Genomic DNA, 16,675 nt, shown 5'->3' with positions numbered 1-16,675 from the left:
CGAACGGCGAGTGCGAGCGAGCACGAGCGGCGGACGACGGCCGATGGGCGGCGGGCGGCGGGCGGCGGCGTGAACCAGGCGACCGGATACCGTGCGACCCGTGGCGATCCGCCACCCGCCGCCGGCCCGGCGGCTACTCCTCCCGCGCCTGCGACGCCCCTTGTGGTTCGCTCGCGCGCATGTACGCGGCGAGTCGGGTCGGGGTCGGGTGGTCGAAGAGGTCGGCGAGTTTGAGCGAGCCGGACGTGATCGCCTCGGCCCGCTGGACCAGTTGCGCGCCGAGCAGCGAATGCCCGCCGTGCGAGAAGAAGTTGGTGCCGGCGTCGACGTCGGGTCGGTTCAGGAGTTCGCGCCACAGCGCGACCAGGGCGGAGGTCAACTCGTCGTCCGGCTCCGCGCCGTCGGCGCCTTCGACGCGGGCGCTGCGGTGTTCGGCGGCGAGCCGGACCAGCGCCGGGTAATCGATCTTGTCGTTCAGGGTGGTCGGGAAGCTCTCCACCACGAAGAACTCCTGCGGGACGGCCGAGGCGGGCAGTTCGCCGCGGGCGTGCTCCCACAGCCCGTCGGAGGGGTCGGTGCTGGGCGCGGCTTCGACGAACGCGGCCAGCGTGGCGTCCGGACCGGGGCCGCCGAGGACCACCACGGCGGCGCCCTTGACCTCGGGGTGGGCGCGCAACACCGCCTCCACCTCGCCGAGTTCGATCCGGTTGCCGCGCAGCTTGACCTGCCGGTCCAGTCGACCCTGTACCTCCAGGGTGCCGTCGGCGCGCCACCGGGCCTGGTCGCCGGTGCGGTAGTGGCGGCCGTACTCGGGGTGCCGGCGGAAGCGGTCCGCGTCCAGTTCCGGGCGCTCGTGGTAGCCGATGGCCACCCCCTCGCCCGCGATGCACAGTTCGCCGCGGACGCCGACCGGCAGTTCCCGGCCGTCGGGGGCGGCGACGAAGACCCGGGTGTTGCGGATCGGCCTGCCCACCGACACCGGCCCGCCGTCGGTGTCCTCGGCGCCGATCCGGCCGGAGGTGGACCAGATGGTGGTCTCGGTGGGGCCGTACACGTTCCACAGCTCGCAGCCGGTGGCCAGGAGCTCCCGGGCCAGGTCGGCGGGCAGCGGTTCGCCGCCGCACAACACCCGCAGGCCGGCCAGGACCGGGCCGGCGTCCGCCAGGACCAGCCGCCATGTGGTCGGGGTGGCCTGCACGATGCCGACCCGGTGCGTGGTCAGCACCTCGCGCAGCGCCGCGCCGTCGGTGCGCGCCGAGTCCGGGGCGACCACGAGTCGACCGCCCGTGGCCAGGGGCACGAACAGTTCCAGCGCGGAGATGTCGAACGTGAACGTGGTCATCCACAACGTCACGTCGGTGGGGCCCGCGTGCTGCTCGGCGGCGAAGTGCGCGACCAGGTTGGCCAGGTTGCGGTGGCTCAGCAGGGTGCCCTTGGGCCGGCCGGTGGAGCCGGAGGTGTAGATGAGGTAGGCGCACGACTCCGGGTCGACGTCGACGTCCAGATCCAGGTCCGGGTCGAGTTCCGAGTCGAGGTCCGACGCCGGGCCGGCGGCCGTTCCGGCGTCGAGGGCGGGCAGCGCGAGCACGGTCAGGTCGGCGATCTCCGGCAGCGCGACGCCGTCGGCGACCAGCACCGCCCGCGCCCGGGAGTCGGTGAGCTGGTAGGCGATGCGATGTTCGGGGTGGTCCGGGTCGAGCGGGAGGTAGGCGGCTCCGGCCAGCCAGACGCCGAACACGGCGGCGGCCAGTTCGGGACCGCGCGGCGCGGCCAGCGCGACCACGTCGCCCGACGCGACGCCGGCGCCGCGCAGCAGGTCGCGCACGGATCGCGCGCCCGCCCACAGTTCGCCGTAGCCGATCCGCCGGGTCCCGTCCTCGATGGCCGGCGCCGCCGGATCGGCCGCGACCCGGGCGGCGACCGCGGCCGGGACACCGGCGGCGTCCTCGGCGCCGGTGTCGTTGGCGGCGGCGAGCAGCGCGCACTCCTCGGCATACCCGATCGGGATCTCGCGCAGCGGCCGGTCCGGGGCGTCCGGGTCGGCGCCCAGCGCCAGCAGCAGCGCCTCGTAGCGACGGGCCATGGCGCGCACCTGGGCCCGGTCCAGAACCTCGGTGTAGTGCACGGCGCGCAGCCGGATGCCCTCCGGCGCGGACATCAGGAAGAACTCCAGGTCGAACTTGCTGGAGCCGTTCTCGACCACGGCCACCGAGGCCTTGCGGCCGCCGATCTCCAGGTCGGGCAGGCCCATGCCGGGCACGTAGTTGAACACGTGCCGGAACAGCGAGTTGCGCCAGCCGGAGCCGTCCCGCTCGACGTCCTCGAGCATCGTGTCCACCGGCACGCCGGTGTGCATGAAGCCGGCGAAGAACACGTCCCGGGTGCGGCGCACCAGTGCGCGGAAACCTTCCGCCGGATCCACCCGCACGCGCAGCGGCAGCACATTGATGTGGTAGCCGACGGCACGCTGATCGCGCGGACCGCGCAGGTTGACCGGTGCGCCGACGGTCAGGTCGGGACCGGCGCCGTGCGCCTCGAGCAGCGCGTAGTAGGCGGCGAGGAGCACCACCGCCTCGGGGGCCTTGAGTTCGCGCTGGAGTCGGCGCACCACGGCGGTCGCCTCGTCCGACAGGTCCACCACGAGTTGGTCGCCGGTGAGCGTGGTGGTGGCCGGTTCCGGGGTCTGGCAGGCCAGTTCGAGGCCGGCCGGGCGGAAGCCGGCGAGGTGTTCGCGCCAGTACGCCAGACCGGCCGGTGCGGGCGGCGCCTCGGTGAACGCGGGTACCACCGCGCGCAGCTCCTCGGGCGGGCGGCCGGTCTCCACCAACGCGTCGTGTACCGCGACCAGTTCCTCGAGCACGATCATCGCCGAGGTGGTGTCGAAGACCAGGTGGTGCGCGGTCAGGCAGAGCACGTCCTGCTCGCCGTCGGTGAACACCACCGCACGGACCAGCGACTCGCCCTCGAGTGCGAACGGGGTGCCGGCGAACTCGGCCAGCGCGGCGTCCAGTTCACCGGCCGCGACCTGGACCCGGTCGATCCGGGCGGTGGTCGCGGCGGCCGGCCGCACCTCCTTGGTCAGCGTCGCGTCGTCGGCGTGGAAGACGGTGCGCAGCACCTCGTACCGGCGCAGCAGCACGGTCAGCGCCGAGCCGAGCGTCTCCGGGTCGAACTCGGCGGTGCTCCGCAGCGAGATGGAGAGGTTGTTCACCGGCGTGCCGGGGACCATCTTCTCCAGCAGCCAGAGCGCCTCCTCCTTGCGCACCGCCGCGCTCCGGCGGTCGGACCCGGCCCGCTCCGCGGCACTGCCGGGCGCGTCGGTGCGCCCGGTGTCGGCGGCCGGGTCGGTGTCGTTGTCGGCTGCCGCGACCGGAGTCGCGGTGTGCGCGTCGTGCGCGCCGGAGTGCCCACGCATGTCTGACGTCCCCTCGTTGCACTGGTGCGTCGCCGCCGCCGGTGCTCGGCTCGGCCGGCTCTCGTGTCGGCCGATTCCCGGCCCGTTCCCGACCCGGTCCGCGCTGTGGACCCGGTCCCTTCCCGACCCGGTTCCCCCGCTGTGGACCCGGCCCGTGCGCCGCGCCCGACTCGCGGGCGCCGCCCTGCGGCGGGTCTCGGTCGGCCCGCCGCCTCGGGGCGAGGTCCGCCCCGGCGCTCGGCTCAGCCGAGCAGTCCCAGCACCGTGCGCGCCACGTCCTCGTCGCGCAGCAGGTCGGCGTGGTCGATGTCGAAGGTGATCTCCCGACCGATCAGGTCCTCACGGCCGTTGCTGCGGGCCAGGTTCAGGCCGTTGGTCTCGGTGCGCGAGGTGATCGCGGTGGCGGCGGCCCAGCCCGCGGCGTAGTCGATCTCGGTGGCCGCGGTCAGATAGGAGACGAACGCGGTGAAGGTGCCGCCCAGTTCGGCGGAGCGCTCGGCGTCCAGGCCGGCCCGGGCGAAGGCGGTACGGCCGACGTCCTGGAAGATCCGGTCCAACGCGGCGCCGAAGGGCACCAGTTCCGGGTTCTCCTCGCGGGCCTTCTTGCCGGCCTCCTGGGCGTCCCCGACCTCGGTCGGCGAGAGCACCACGGAGAGGTTGCCGACGACCTTGTGGAACTGCCAGTACAGGGTGAGTTCGGAGACCGCCTCGGGGTCGAAGAGCACCACCGCGGGCGCGGTCTCCTGGCGCTTGGTGACGTGCTCGGCCAGCGCCGCCGCGTACACCGAGCCGGCGCAGTAGCCGAACACCCCGACCACCGGGATGTCGCCGCCGGGCAGGCCGTCGACCCAGCGGGCCACCTGGTCGGCGCCCGAACCCGCGCCGGGCGCGCCGGCGCCGGTGGGTACCGTCTCCCACAGTTGCAGGCCCGGCGCGATCCGCGGCGCGAACTCGGCGAAGCCTGCCTCCGGCCGGCCGGTGGCCGGGAAGTCGGCGGCCAGGATGACCCCTTCGCCGCCTCGGTCGTTGAGCAGTTTCCACGAGCCCTGGTCCGCCATTGCGATCCCCCAGTCGGATGAGCCGGCCGGTTGAGCCGGCCGCGCTTTTCCAGTCGCTGCCACTGCGGTCGACGCTATGCAGGGGTTTCCACGGACACCACCCATAGAAGTTCGACGGGCACCCGGAGTGAGCATGGGGGTACCCCGAACAACCCCTATGCCGTCGATCGGGGTCGTGACGTTGACCATTGCATGAAAATGAAAACTCGTGATAGTGGATCGAACACGGTGCGTGGCGGTCGTCGCGTTGGCCCGCGGATGCCCGCGACCGGCCCGAACGCGGGTTTGCCGGCAGCTTCCCGAGAGATTCCTGAGAGTTTCCTGAACGTCGTGTCCGGCTCGCCGGGCGCGCGGCCGAGGTCGTGCGCGGCCGGCCGCCGGATTCAGCGAACGCTCAGGAACCTCTCAGCGACAGGCCACTCGGCGCCGGCACGGTACCGGCATGAGCGCACACGGGTCGCACCACAGCACGGTGCACCATCGGATCGCGGAGGCCGCCGGATGATCGAGGTCAAGCAACTGACCAAGCGCTACGACGACAAGGTCGCCGTCGACGACCTGAGTTTCACCGTCCGGCCGGGTCGGGTGACCGGGTTCCTCGGGCCCAACGGCGCGGGCAAGACCACGACCATGCGGATGATCCTGGGGTTGGACACCCCGACCGCGGGCGCGGCCACGGTGAACGGTCGCAAGTATGTGGATCTGCCGCAACCGATGCGCGCGGTGGGGGCGTTGCTGGACGCCAAGGCGGCGCATCCCAGCCGTACCGCGCGCAGCCACCTGGTCTGCCTGGCGCGCAGCAACGGCCTGCCGGCGCGGCGTGCGGGCGAGGTGCTGGAGCGGGTCGGCCTGGAGGAGGTGGCGGGCAAGCGGGTCGGGCAGTTCTCGCTCGGGATGAGTCAGCGTCTGGGTATCGCCGCCGCGCTGCTGGGGGATCCCGACATCCTGATGTTCGACGAGCCGGTGAACGGGCTGGACCCGGAGGGCATCCGGTGGATCCGGCAACTGATGAAGCGGCTCGCCGACGAGGGCCGCACGGTGCTGGTGTCCAGTCACCTGATGAGCGAGATGGCGCTCACCGCCGACCACCTGATCGTGATCGGGCGCGGCCGACTGGTCGCCGACACCGGCCTGGAGGAGTTCATCGAGCGCAGTTCCACCCACTCCGTGCTGGTGCGCACCCCGTTCGCGGACGCGTTCGGCCGGGTGTTGACCGCGCACGGCGCGAAGGTGCGACTGGACGAGACCGGCGCGCTGGTGGTGTCCGAGATGGACAGCCTGGAGATCGGTCGCCACGCCGCCGCCGACGGGGTGCCACTGGCCGAACTGACGCCGCAGCGCACCTCGTTGGAGGAGGCGTTCATGGAGTTGACCCGGGACAGCGTGGAGTACAACGTGACCGAAGGAGCGGTTCGATGACCACCGTGACCGAGACCCGCGAGCGGGTCGAGTCGACCGAGTCGCCGGCCGGGAAGGCGCGCGCGTACCGGCTGACCGACGTGTTGTTCTCCGAGTGGTCGAAGATCTGCTCGTTGCGCTCGACCGCGTACACCCTGCTGGCGACGATCGCGCTCGGGGTGGGGCTGGGACTGCTGTTCACCGCCGCCGGGGCGGCCCAGTACGAGGATTCGAGCGCGGCCGACCGGCTCGACTTCGACCCGACGGCGACCAGCATCAAGAGCTACATCATCGCCCAGTTGGCGGTGGGCGTGCTGGGCGTGCTCGTGGTCACCTCCGAGTACGCCACCAAGATGATCATGACCAGCATGGTCTCGGTGCCGCGCCGGTCCTGGCTGCTGGGCGCCAAGGCCGCGGTGTTCGCCGCGGTGGCGCTGGTGGTCGGTCAGATCGTCGGGTTCGCCGCGTTCTTCGTCGGCCAACCGGTGCTCGACGCGCGCGACGCGCCGTACGTGAGCCTGGGCGATCCGGGCGTGCTGCGCGCGGTGTTCGGCTGCGGGCTCTACCTCGCCGCGATCGGCCTGCTCGGCGTCGCGCTGGGCACCCTCCTGCGGGCCACGGCCGGCGCGCTGGCCGTCCTGGTCTCGGTCACCCTGCTGGTGCCCACCCTGGTCACCGCGCTGCCCACGTCGTGGGAGAGCAACGTGCAGAAGTGGTGGCCCACCAACGCGGGCAGTCAGATCATGGCGGTGCACCGGGATCCGGACATGTTCGGTCCGTGGGCCGGGTACGGGATGCTCTGCGCGTGGGTCGCGCTGATCCTCGCGATCGCCTTCGCGGTCTTCCGCACCCGCGACGTGTAGCGCGCGACCGATGGCACGGGCGGCCGGATCGGCGGGACTTGGCTCGAACACGCACGGGAACGATGGGGGCTGGGCATGACAGGCGGGATCCACGGCGGGCCCGGCCGGGCTCGGCCCGGGCCGGAACTGCTCCTGGTGGTGGAGGACGAACCCACGGTGCGCGAACTGCTGTCCGCGAGCCTGCGCTTCTCCGGTTTCGCGGTCGCCTCCGCGGCCACCGGCGACGAGGCGCTCGCGATGGCCGTGCGCGATCGCCCGGATCTGGTGGTCCTGGACGTGATGTTGCCGGACATGGACGGCTTCGAGGTGCTTCGGCGACTGCGCGAGGAGTTCGGCGGGGCCGTCCCGGTGCTCTTCCTCACCGCGCGGGACGGCTCCGAGGACAAGATCAACGGACTCTCCCTGGGCGGCGACGACTACGTCACCAAGCCGTTCCAACTCGACGAGTTGATCGCCCGGATCCGGGCCGTGCTGCGCCGGGCGCGGGGCGAGACGGCCGGCGAGGGCACGCTGATCGTCGCCGACCTGGAGGTCGACGTGAACGCGCGCCTGGTCACCCGCGCCGGGCAGGCGATCGACCTGTCCCCGACCGAGTTCAAGCTGCTGCGCTACCTGTTGGAACACGTCGACCAGGCGTTGGAGAAGTCCCGCATCCTCAACGACGTGTGGCGCTACGACTTCGGCGGGGACGCGGGCATCGTCGAGTCGTACATCAGCTATCTGCGCCGCAAGGTGGACCACGTGGAGCCGAAGCTGATCCACACGGTGCGCGGGATCGGGTACGTGCTGCGCAGGCCGCGCCCGTGACCGTCACCGACGCGGGCGCCGCGGCCGGGGCCGGGTCGAGCGCCGCGCGGCCCGCCGAGGACGGGGCCGGTCCCGGCGCCGGCGACGGGAGCACCGGGCCGGGCCGGGCCGGGCCGCTGCGCCGGGCGGCCGGCCTGCTCCGGCGCGGCCGGCGCGTCCTGGGCCGCCGATCGTTGCGCGCCCGGGTACTGCTGCTGACCGTGTGCCTGCTCGCGATCGGGTTGTTGATCAGCAACGCGGTGGTCCTCGCGTCGCTGCGCGCGCCGCTGGTGGACCGGGTGGACAGCCAACTGCGCACCACCGGCCGCCTGATGGCCGGGGTCACCCCGCAGTTCCTGATCACCTTCCGCCAGTCCCCCGACCAACCCCAGACCCTGCCGCTGGACCTGGTCGGCGACCTGTACGTGGCCTACCTCGCACCGGACGGCCGCATCGAGCAGACCGGTCGGGCCGGCGCCCATCGCGACGACCCGGACCCCAAGCCGCCCACGCTGGACACCGCGGCCGTCGCGCGCCGGGCCGGGCGCCCGTTCGAGCTCGCGGGCCGCGGCGACACCACGTGGCGGGTGCTGGTGCTGCCGCGCACCACCGGCCCGCCCGGCTCCGGGGTGCTGGTGGCCGCGTCGCTCGACGAGGTCGAGGCCACCGTGGACCGGGTCCGCCTGGTCTGCCTGGTGATCACCGCGGCCACACTGGCCCTGCTCACCGTGCTCGGCTTCTTCGCGGTCAAGGGCGGACTGCGCCCGCTGCGCCGGATCGAGGAGACCTCGGCGGCCATCGCGGGCGGCGATCTGGCCCGCCGGGTCCCGGACACCGCCGCGCCGAACACCGAGATCGGCCGGCTCAGCACGGCGCTCAACGGCATGCTCGCGCAGATCGAGACCGCGGTGGCCGCGCGCGCCGCCTCGGAGGCCCGGCTGCGCCGGTTCGTCGCCGACGCCAGTCACGAACTGCGCACCCCGTTGACCGGGATCAAGGGTCTGACCGAGCTGTATCGCATGGGCGCGCTGCCCGAACGCACGGACGTGGACCGCACGATGGACCGGATCGAGCGCGAGTCGACCCGGCTGGGCCGGTTGGTCGAGGACCTGCTGCTGCTCGCCCGGCTCGACGAGCGCGCCGCCGCCGATCCCGGCGCGCTGCAGTTGCGTCCGGAGCCGATGGACCTGCGCTCGCTGGCCGCCGACGCGCTGCACGACCTGCGCGCCCTGGATCCCTCCCGGCCGGTCCGGCTGACCGGACCGGACGGCGGCCCGGTGAGCCCGGCACCGACGATGGGCGACGAGCGCCGACTGCGCCAGGTGGTCACCAACCTGATCGGCAACGCCGTCACCCACACCCCGGCGGGCAGCCCGGTGCGGATCGGGGTGGGCGCGATCGCGGACGGGGTGCTGATCGAGGTGGCGGACACCGGACCGGGGTTGACCGACGAGCAGGCGCACCGGGTGTTCGAGCGCTTCTACCGCGTGGACGGCTCGCGCAGCCGCAGCACCGGCGCCGGCGCGGGCCTGGGCCTGGCCATCGCCCAGTCGCTGACCCAGGCCCACGGCGGACGCCTGGAACTGCGCACCGTGCCCGGCACCGGGGCGACCTTCCGCCTGATCCTGCCCGCACATACCGGCGACCCGGCGACCTGACCCGGTCGCCCTGCCGCTCCCTGCCGGGTCGCCCGACCCGGTCGCCCTGCCCGCTCCGTACCGGGTCGCCTGGCCCGCGACCCGGCACGGCCCGGGATGCTAGCCGGCTCGGCAGGTCTCCAGGGCCACCGGCAGGAAGGGCCGGCCCTTGACGTTGAGCTTGCGGTAGATCCGGGTCAGGTGTTGCTCGACGGTGCCGGTGGTGATGTGCAGTTCGTCGGCGATCTGCCGGTTGGTGTAGCCGCGTACCGCCAGCCGGCCCACCCGGCACTCGGCGGTGCTCAGCGACCCCGTGTCCACCGGCTCGGCGAAGGTACGGACCGGCCCGGACAAGGTCGGCGGCCGGGTCGGCTCACCGCCGCCCGCGCTCCGCAGCAGTGGCTCCGCACCGCAGATCATCGCCAGACCGGTCGCCTGGCGCCGAGCCATCCGGGCCCGGGTGGGATCCCCCAGAGCGTGGTGGGCGTCCCCCAGATCGGCCAGACAGTACGCCAGTTCGAGCTGGTCACCGGACTCCAGGAGCAGATCGCCCGCCCGGGTCAACACCTTCGGGCGTTCCGCCGGTGACAGGGTGGCGGCCAGTGCCCGCAGCGAGATGCCGTGCGTACGAGTGCCCCGGGTGTCGGTCAGCGCGAGTTGTTCCTCGGCCAACTCCCGGGCCCGCCGGCGCCGCCCCAACCGCAGATGGGCCAGCGCCGCCTCGCTGCGCCAGGGCACCAGCGCCGGCAGGTCCATCTGCCAGCTCCGCATCAGTTCGCCGCACGCGGTGAAGTCGCGCAGCGCCGCCGAGGGCCGGTCACCGGCCATGTGATGTCGGCCTCTGGCGTGCAGATAGTGCAGCCCGGCCCGGGTCTCGTACATCGCCTCCGGGATCGGATGGGCCAGGTAGCGGGCGGCCGTGTCCAGGTCGCCGCGCATCGTCTCGGCCAGGACCAGCCAGGCCAGCGGTCCGCCGATGCCGATCCCCCAGCTCTGTGGGGACAGGCAGGCCAGCGCGGTCAGCGCGGTGTCGGCGCCGGCCCCCAGGTCGCCGAGCCGGAAGTCCACGCTCGCCTTGATCGCCCGCAGCAGCGCCTGCCGGTTGGGCGCGGTGCGCCGGTCGGCCTGCTCGATCAGTCGGTCGGTCCACACCCGCGCCTTGGGCAACTCGTCCGAGTACAGCAGCGCGAGCAGCGCGGAGGCCATCGCGTCCTCGGTGCGATCGCCGAGATGACAGTTCTGCAGCACCTGCTCGGCGGCGTACACGGTGCTCTCGTCCGAGCGCCCGGTGAGCACTGCGGAGAGCACCTCGACCGCCTGCACCTGCGGGTTCATCACCGTGGGGTGGCCGGGATCCAACGGCGGTCCCAGACCGGAGTCCGCGGCGTAGACCACCGCGGGCGGATGGAGCACGAACAGCGACTGGTGGGCGACGTGGTAGCCGGCGGCGGCGTGCCGGTCGGCCTCGTCGGTGGCCCGGAACAGCTCGAACATCAGGCCGATCACCTCGGCGGCCTCCTCCGAGCGGCCGTGCCACAACAGGTGCCTGGCCAGTGCGAGTCCGTCCCGCCGCCCCAGGTGTCCGTCCCGCAACGCCTGGGTGAGCGCGGTCAGATGGCGAGCCGCGGCCGACGGGTCCACCCGCCATTCCATCTGGGCCAGCTCCGCGGTGACCGTCGCGCGGATCCCCTCGTCGACGCTGCATCTGCGGGCGTGGTTGAGGCATTCGATGGCGAAGTCGATCTCGTCGCCCAGCGCCGCCTGTTCGGCCGCCTCGCGCAGCGCGGCCACCGCCCAGCCCTGCCCGACCGGTTCGGCCGCGATCAGCCGTTCGGCGATCCGTCGCGCCGACGCCCCGGTCTCGTGCAGCAGGTTCGCGGCCTGCCCGGACAGGTCCGCCCGGTGGGTGAAGTCGTGGTCGGCCAGCACGATCGCCTCGATCGCCGGGTGCCGGAACCGTTCGCCGTCCAGCAGCCCCGCGCCGCGCAGCGTCTTCATCGCGCCCGCGGCGTCCTCGGAGCCGATCTGGATCAGCTCGCCCACCAGCGCGGGAGCGGCCGGCGACCCCAGCACCGCGATCGCCCGGGCCACCTCGCCGTCCAGCGGCGCGCCGTGATGCAGACAGGCCAACACCGCCTCGCGGAACGATTCTCCCATCACCACGCCGTCCGCCTGGCGGACGGCCCCGGGCAGGGTGGTGGGCAGGTCGTCGACCAGGGCGTGCACCAGACGCGGATTGCCGCCGCTGAGCGCGTGACAGCGCACCCCCAGGCCCTGCGCGCCGACCGCGCCCAGCCGCTGCTCCAGGATGTTGGCGACGCCCACCGGGGACAGCGCCCGCACCCGGACGTGGTGGCCGAAGGGCCGGTCGACGAACCCCGCCCACGAGGTGGGGTCGAGCCGCTTGCCCAGGTTCAGGTCGCTGCAGATCATCAGGATCCGGGCCACCCGGAGCCGATTCGCCAGGTAGAACAGCAGCTTGCGGGAGGCGAGGTCGGCGTGCTGGAAGTCGTCGACCATGACCACGAGCGGCTGCAGCTCGGCCAGCCGCAGGAACAGCTCGAAGAGTTCGTAGGCGGGGTGACCGAGGCTGATCGGCGTCTCCGGCCCGGCGGCCGTCGCCTCCTCGATCAACCGGGGTACGTGCTCGCCGATCGTGTCCGGGACCTTGGCGCTATGGAAGAGCTGACTGAGCAGTCCGAAGGGAAGGTCCGCCTCCACCGGTGACCCGGTGGCCACCAGGAGCAGTACGTCCGATCCCGTCACCCGACCGGTGAATTGCGAGAGTAAGGCCGTTTTGCCGATTCCGGGTGGTCCGGTGACTACTGCGACGCCTCCTTTCCCCTGACGGCATCCGATCATTAAGTTATTGAGCCGGGAGAAATCCTTTTCTCGTTCCACCAATTTCACTGTGACCCCCTGAGAACCAATCTCGTCGCACTTCCGGACGCGCGAAACATCCCCGTGCCGCGCCGTCGCTTGAACCGAGTAGTTCGTGAGGATTCATTCTACGCGCCCACACGCGGGAACCGGAGGGCTGCCCGAAATTGAGATGATTACGGGAGATCCATGGCGAAAAAATGCTGTCTGCGCTTGATGACTGAAAGACCCGCTTTTGCGGCCATCCGATCGACCCCACGAGTATTCCTGAGCGCGTTCGTAGCAAACGGTTAACCCGCCGGACTCGTCATGGAAACCGATCCTGTGCACGTATATTCCGGCCACCACAGGGTTGGCCTGCGTCGATTTACGGCCAATCCTGGGCCTTATTCGGACGCGGCGCCGGCGACATCCACCCGGCCCGCACGCCGCACCCGACGACCCGCCGCCCGAAATGGGCGCGTGCGCGGCGTCGAATCCGATGCCATCGCGCTGGTCAGCGGCGGAATCGGAGCGCTTCGGGGGCCGCGCCGATGACCCGACACACCCCCTCGCCGGCGACCGATCCGCCAACCGACCGGATATTCCGCGCAGCGGAATTCCGCTTGCCGAGTACCGCTGCGGGTCGCCCGGACAAGGATTGCAAATCCGTACCGATATCCGCCTCGAGGAAGCGTGACGAATCACCCGACATTCGACCCATCGGCACTCTCCACGCACCGGCTCGACCGCCCGACGACAGCGGCTGTGGTATCGACAATTCACCGGCGGAATCAACGGTCCGATATCGCGGACAGCAGCTCACGACGTGCCCACTCGGGCGCCAATCCGTGCAATTGCACACCAGCACGGGCGTAGTGCTTGTGCCCGCATAATCCGTGTGATCCAGGTGGATGGCGCGGTGCGGGCGCGAAAACGGGCCGGCTCGGAGTCGAGCCGGCCCGTGATACCGCGGACGAATTACCCGTTGGTCACTTCTCCAGGTCGGGACGCAACCGCAGGGCCAGTGCCGCGGCGCTGTCCAACGACTTCTCGCTGATCCCGTAGACGACGCCCACGGTGTCCTGGTCGACCCACACGCACGTGGGCAGCGCCTTGCCGCCCGATCGGATCTCGGTGCAGCGCAGCACACCGCCCATGTTGCCGGGGTCCATCTCGCGGACACCGCCGAGGTCCGAGGACTTCTCCTCGGCCCCTTCCTGCATCCCCTCGATGAGCTGGTCCATCACCGTCGTCGGCGACATGAACGGCGACGGGTTGGCCATCACCATCACCAGCGCGGTCGGCGTGGTGTCCCCGGCCGCACCGTAGGCGGCGACCTTGGAACCGGGCACCGCCTGCCGCCGGATCGAGGTCTGCAGCGGATACGCGTCGTCGCCCATCCGGTCCAGGCCACCCGCCCGGGCCGGGGTGTCCACGGTGCGCTTGGTCGTGGACGACTTGGACGACGTGGCCGGCGGCCGGGTCGGCAACTCCGGCGGCCCCGGCACCCGCGAAGTGGGCGACGTGGTCGGCCGATCGCTCGCCGAGACCGACGACGTCGGCTTCGCCACCGGGTCCTTGTCGTCGGAGGAGAACGCTCCGGTGGCACCCAGCACGGCGACGGTCCCCACCGCCACCACGCCCACCACGGCCGCGACGATCACCCCGACCTTCGGGCCCCGGCGCCCCGGCGGCTGCGGAATGCCGTATCCGGGCGGTCCGTACATCGGCTGCCCCGGCGGCTGCGGAGCGCCATGGGGGTGGGCACCCGGCTGCAGCGCCCCGGGTGGGGGGCCATAGGGCCCACCGTACGGCTGACCTTGGGGCTGCCCGTACGGCTGACCTTGGGGCTGCGCCCCGTACGATCCGGGCGGCGGCCCGTAGGGCCCGCCACCGGGCGGCGGCTGCTCGCCTCCCACCGGCTGCTGAAACGACACGATCCACTTCCCCGCTTCGACCACGACGCCGATCGCCGCTCCGACATCCTGCCTCACCGCCACGACGCCCCCACCGAGTGGTCCCACCCGTCGGGCACCCGGGCGCCTCGTGCTCCCGCCCATCCGGCGCCCCGTCCCCTCGGGGTCCTCCGGACACGGACGACGACCCGCAAGCGCGAACGCGACGCTCCGGGTCGGGCGACCCGGGCTCGGTGGGGGGATTTCGTGGTGTGTCGCGGGCGGGGAGGGGGCGATTGTCGGCGGGAGGAGAGCGGGGTCGGTACGGTGATCGACGCGGCGTTCGCGTCGGAGGTGCCGGGCGGTGGTCGCGGTACGGGGTGAATTCGGGACAGGAACACGGGGGGCGCGATCGTCATGACGCACTCATTGCCACCGCAGGGCTCGGCGCGGGCCACCGGCCCGGGGCCGGCGCCTCAACCGTGGGGCGCGCCCGCGGAGCCTCGGCCGGCCCGCGGGCCGGCCGCGCCGCGCAATGGTCTGGTGATCGTGGTGAGCGTGCTGATCGTCGCGGCCTCGGCCGCCGCGATCACGTTCCTGGTGTTGTGGCTGCACAACGTGGGCCAGTCGGTGGGCCACGTGGACCGGAGCGACTTCAAGGACCTGCCGGGCCCGCGCGACGTCGGCCTCGGCGCCCCGGTGATACCCGGCACGTCGGGAGGCACCGCGTGAGCACCCCGCAGTACCCGCCCGGCCCGGACAGCCCGAACGGCCCGGACGACGCCCACAACCCGTGGGACGAGCAACGACGCTCGCACGCCCGGCAGTCCGTGCCGCCCCCCTTCGCGCCACCGGGCCAGGCCCAGGCACCGCCGTTCGCACCGCCGTCGTCGTCGGGCCAGGCGCCACCACCCTTCGCACCGCCCGCGTCCTCGTCACCGGCCCGACCGCGGCCGTCGGGCCCCGGCCCGGGTCCCGGCCACGCGCAACCGCAGCCACAGCAGCCACAGCAGCCACAACCGTCGCCACAGCCGCACATCCCGGCCCAGGCGCAGCCGCCGTCGCACTCCCGCCCCGCGCCGTTCCCGAACGCCTCGGGTGGCGGCTTCGTGGCCAATCCCAACCTGCCCCTGCACGACCCGCATCCCCAACCCGGGCCCCACCCGCACACCCCCGGGTACGGCGGCCCGGCCGGACCGGGCTCGGCCCTCCCGCCGACCCCCGCGCCGATGCCGCTGCAACCGGCGCCCTCGGACCACCACTTCGTCTTCGGCCCACCACTCGCCCCGGACCGGATCCGGCCCGCGCGCGATCGGCCGGTCCTGCTGCGCACCGCGATCCTGGCCGTGCTGGTGCTCGCCCTCGCCGGCGTCGGCGCGGTCCGGCAGGCCGTGCTGCACGGCGACGAGTACGACAACACCGGCGAACACGTCGCGGTGGCCTGGGCGTTGAAGGAGGGTCGGGACGGCCCCAAACCGGCGTCGACGGCAGGCTCGGACGTACGCACACTGGAGGGCACCTGGTTCCAGGGCGACACCGTGGTGCGTTCCGAACGCAACCGCGTGGTCGCGTACCGCGTGGACAGCGGGGCCACCGTCTGGGAGAAGCCGCTCCCGAACGGCGCCGCGACGTGCGCGGCCGGCGCCGAGACCGACGGGCCGATCGCCGTCGTCGTCTACGGAGTCGGCACCGCCTGCGACCGGATCGCGGGCATCGACATCACGTCGGGCACCGAGGTGTGGGCCAAACAGCGCACCGCCAAGGGCCCCGCGGCCCTGGAACGCCTGGCCGTCTCGCGCGGCGTGGCGGTCAGCGGCGACACCGCGTTCCGGATCAGGGACGGCGCCCAACTGTGGGTGGCCGACCGCACCTTCGCGGTCGGTTGTCAGGTCACCGGCTTCCGCGGCGGGGCCGCGCTGGTGGCCAACGGCCGGTGCGGGAACACCGACGCGGTGTGGGCGGTCGATCCGCTCACCGGCAAGCCGGCCTGGGTGCACAAGCTGCCCAAGGAGGGCACGGTGCTCGCGGGCACCTCGCCCGTGGTCGCCACCTCCCCCGTGATCGTCGACGAGCCGACCGCGCCGGGCGGTCCGGCCCGGCTGACCGTGTTGACCGAACGCGGCGAGCCCGCCTACACGATCGACGCGGGCGGCCCGCTGGTCGACGACACCCGCGGCGACGCGCGCGAGGACAAGCGCGACACCTCGCCGCGCGTGCTCGCCGACGACCGCACGATCTACGTGCCCGGCAACAACGGCCGGTCCGTGCACGCGTCGAACACGCCCGGAGCGAACCAGATCGTGGCCGTCGACCGGCAGACCGGTCGGGTGCGCTGGATCTCCGCGCTGCCCGCCGCCGTCAAGGTGGTGGGCCTGAGCGTGGACAGCAAGGCCGCGCCGATCACGGTCGACCCGGACGGCGCCCTGCGGGTGTGGGTCAACGCGCGCGGCAGCAAGCCGCCGCGCCTGGTCCGCCTCGACCCGCGGGACGGCCACATCCGGGTCCTCGCCGAGTACCCGCTGCGGCTGGGCGTCTCCCTCGCCGAGGCCATGCCCAAGCCGTTCGAACACGACGGCCGGCTCTTCCTGGTCGACGAGAGCACCGCCGGTCTCGGCTACCGGCTGATCACCGGCACCCGCGGCAAGTCCTAGTGCCGGGCGCGGCACTAGCCGGCACGAGAACACCGAGGCCCCGAGCCCGGATGCCCGTCCATCGGGTGCCCGCGCTCAGGGCCTCGGCGGATCCGGTCGGGGCCCGGACA

Annotated in this window: 10 protein-coding genes; 6 read left to right on the top strand and 4 right to left on the bottom strand. The window is 72.8% G+C overall.

All coding sequences use genetic code 11. The features are described from left to right. Positions 1-133: 133 nt before the first annotated feature. The gene (locus OG948_RS32570) at positions 134-3,415 is read right to left on the bottom strand and encodes a non-ribosomal peptide synthetase (RefSeq protein ID WP_406299898.1); all 3,282 of its coding nucleotides are present in this window, start codon (positions 3,413-3,415) and stop codon (positions 134-136) included. Positions 3,416-3,657: 242 nt separating this feature from the next. Continuing rightward, positions 3,658-4,473 (bottom strand): hypothetical protein, encoded by an 816-nt coding sequence (locus tag OG948_RS32565; protein WP_406299897.1) that lies wholly within the window; start codon positions 4,471-4,473, stop codon positions 3,658-3,660. 501 nt (positions 4,474-4,974) lie between these two features. Here OG948_RS32565 and OG948_RS32560 point away from each other — a divergent pair. From OG948_RS32560 to OG948_RS32545, 4 genes are all read left to right on the top strand, one after another. Continuing rightward, positions 4,975-5,892: an ABC transporter ATP-binding protein gene (locus OG948_RS32560; RefSeq protein WP_395867204.1), complete on the top strand. Its 918-nt coding sequence runs from the start codon at positions 4,975-4,977 to the stop codon at positions 5,890-5,892. Continuing rightward, the gene (locus OG948_RS32555; RefSeq protein ID WP_406299896.1) at positions 5,889-6,734 is read left to right on the top strand and encodes an ABC transporter permease; all 846 of its coding nucleotides are present in this window, start codon (positions 5,889-5,891) and stop codon (positions 6,732-6,734) included. Before OG948_RS32560 ends, OG948_RS32555 begins: the two co-directional genes overlap by 4 nt. A gap of 75 nt (positions 6,735-6,809) precedes the next feature. After that, on the top strand, positions 6,810-7,541 hold the full coding sequence (locus tag OG948_RS32550; protein WP_395867200.1) for a response regulator transcription factor: 732 nt from the start codon (positions 6,810-6,812) through the stop codon (positions 7,539-7,541). Then, a complete protein-coding gene (locus OG948_RS32545) occupies positions 7,538-9,178 on the top strand; it encodes an ATP-binding protein (RefSeq protein WP_406299895.1) in 1,641 nt (546 codons plus the stop codon). The genes OG948_RS32550 and OG948_RS32545 overlap by 4 nt, the downstream gene beginning before the upstream one ends. Before the next feature lie 99 nt (positions 9,179-9,277). Here the strand turns inward: OG948_RS32545 and OG948_RS32540 are convergent, their stop codons facing one another. Continuing rightward, a complete protein-coding gene (locus OG948_RS32540; protein ID WP_406299894.1) occupies positions 9,278-12,058 on the bottom strand; it encodes an AAA family ATPase in 2,781 nt (926 codons plus the stop codon). A 950-nt stretch (positions 12,059-13,008) separates the two neighbouring features. Beyond that, positions 13,009-13,746: a hypothetical protein gene (locus OG948_RS32535; RefSeq protein ID WP_406299893.1), complete on the bottom strand. Its 738-nt coding sequence runs from the start codon at positions 13,744-13,746 to the stop codon at positions 13,009-13,011. A gap of 585 nt (positions 13,747-14,331) precedes the next feature. On the opposite strand from OG948_RS32535, the gene OG948_RS32530 reads away from it, so the two are divergent. Further along, on the top strand, positions 14,332-14,646 hold the full coding sequence (locus tag OG948_RS32530; protein WP_406299892.1) for a hypothetical protein: 315 nt from the start codon (positions 14,332-14,334) through the stop codon (positions 14,644-14,646). After that, complete coding sequence (locus OG948_RS32525; RefSeq protein WP_406299891.1) at positions 14,643-16,565, top strand: PQQ-binding-like beta-propeller repeat protein; 1,923 nt, start codon at positions 14,643-14,645, stop codon at positions 16,563-16,565. Before OG948_RS32530 ends, OG948_RS32525 begins: the two co-directional genes overlap by 4 nt. The last annotated feature ends 110 nt before the right edge of the window (positions 16,566-16,675 follow it).

This window comes from Embleya sp. NBC_00888 (assembly GCF_045207655.1).
Lineage (GTDB): Bacteria > Actinomycetota > Actinomycetes > Streptomycetales > Streptomycetaceae > Embleya.
The sequence above is the reverse complement of the archived record's forward strand: the minus strand, read 5'-3'. Positions and strand labels throughout refer to the sequence as shown.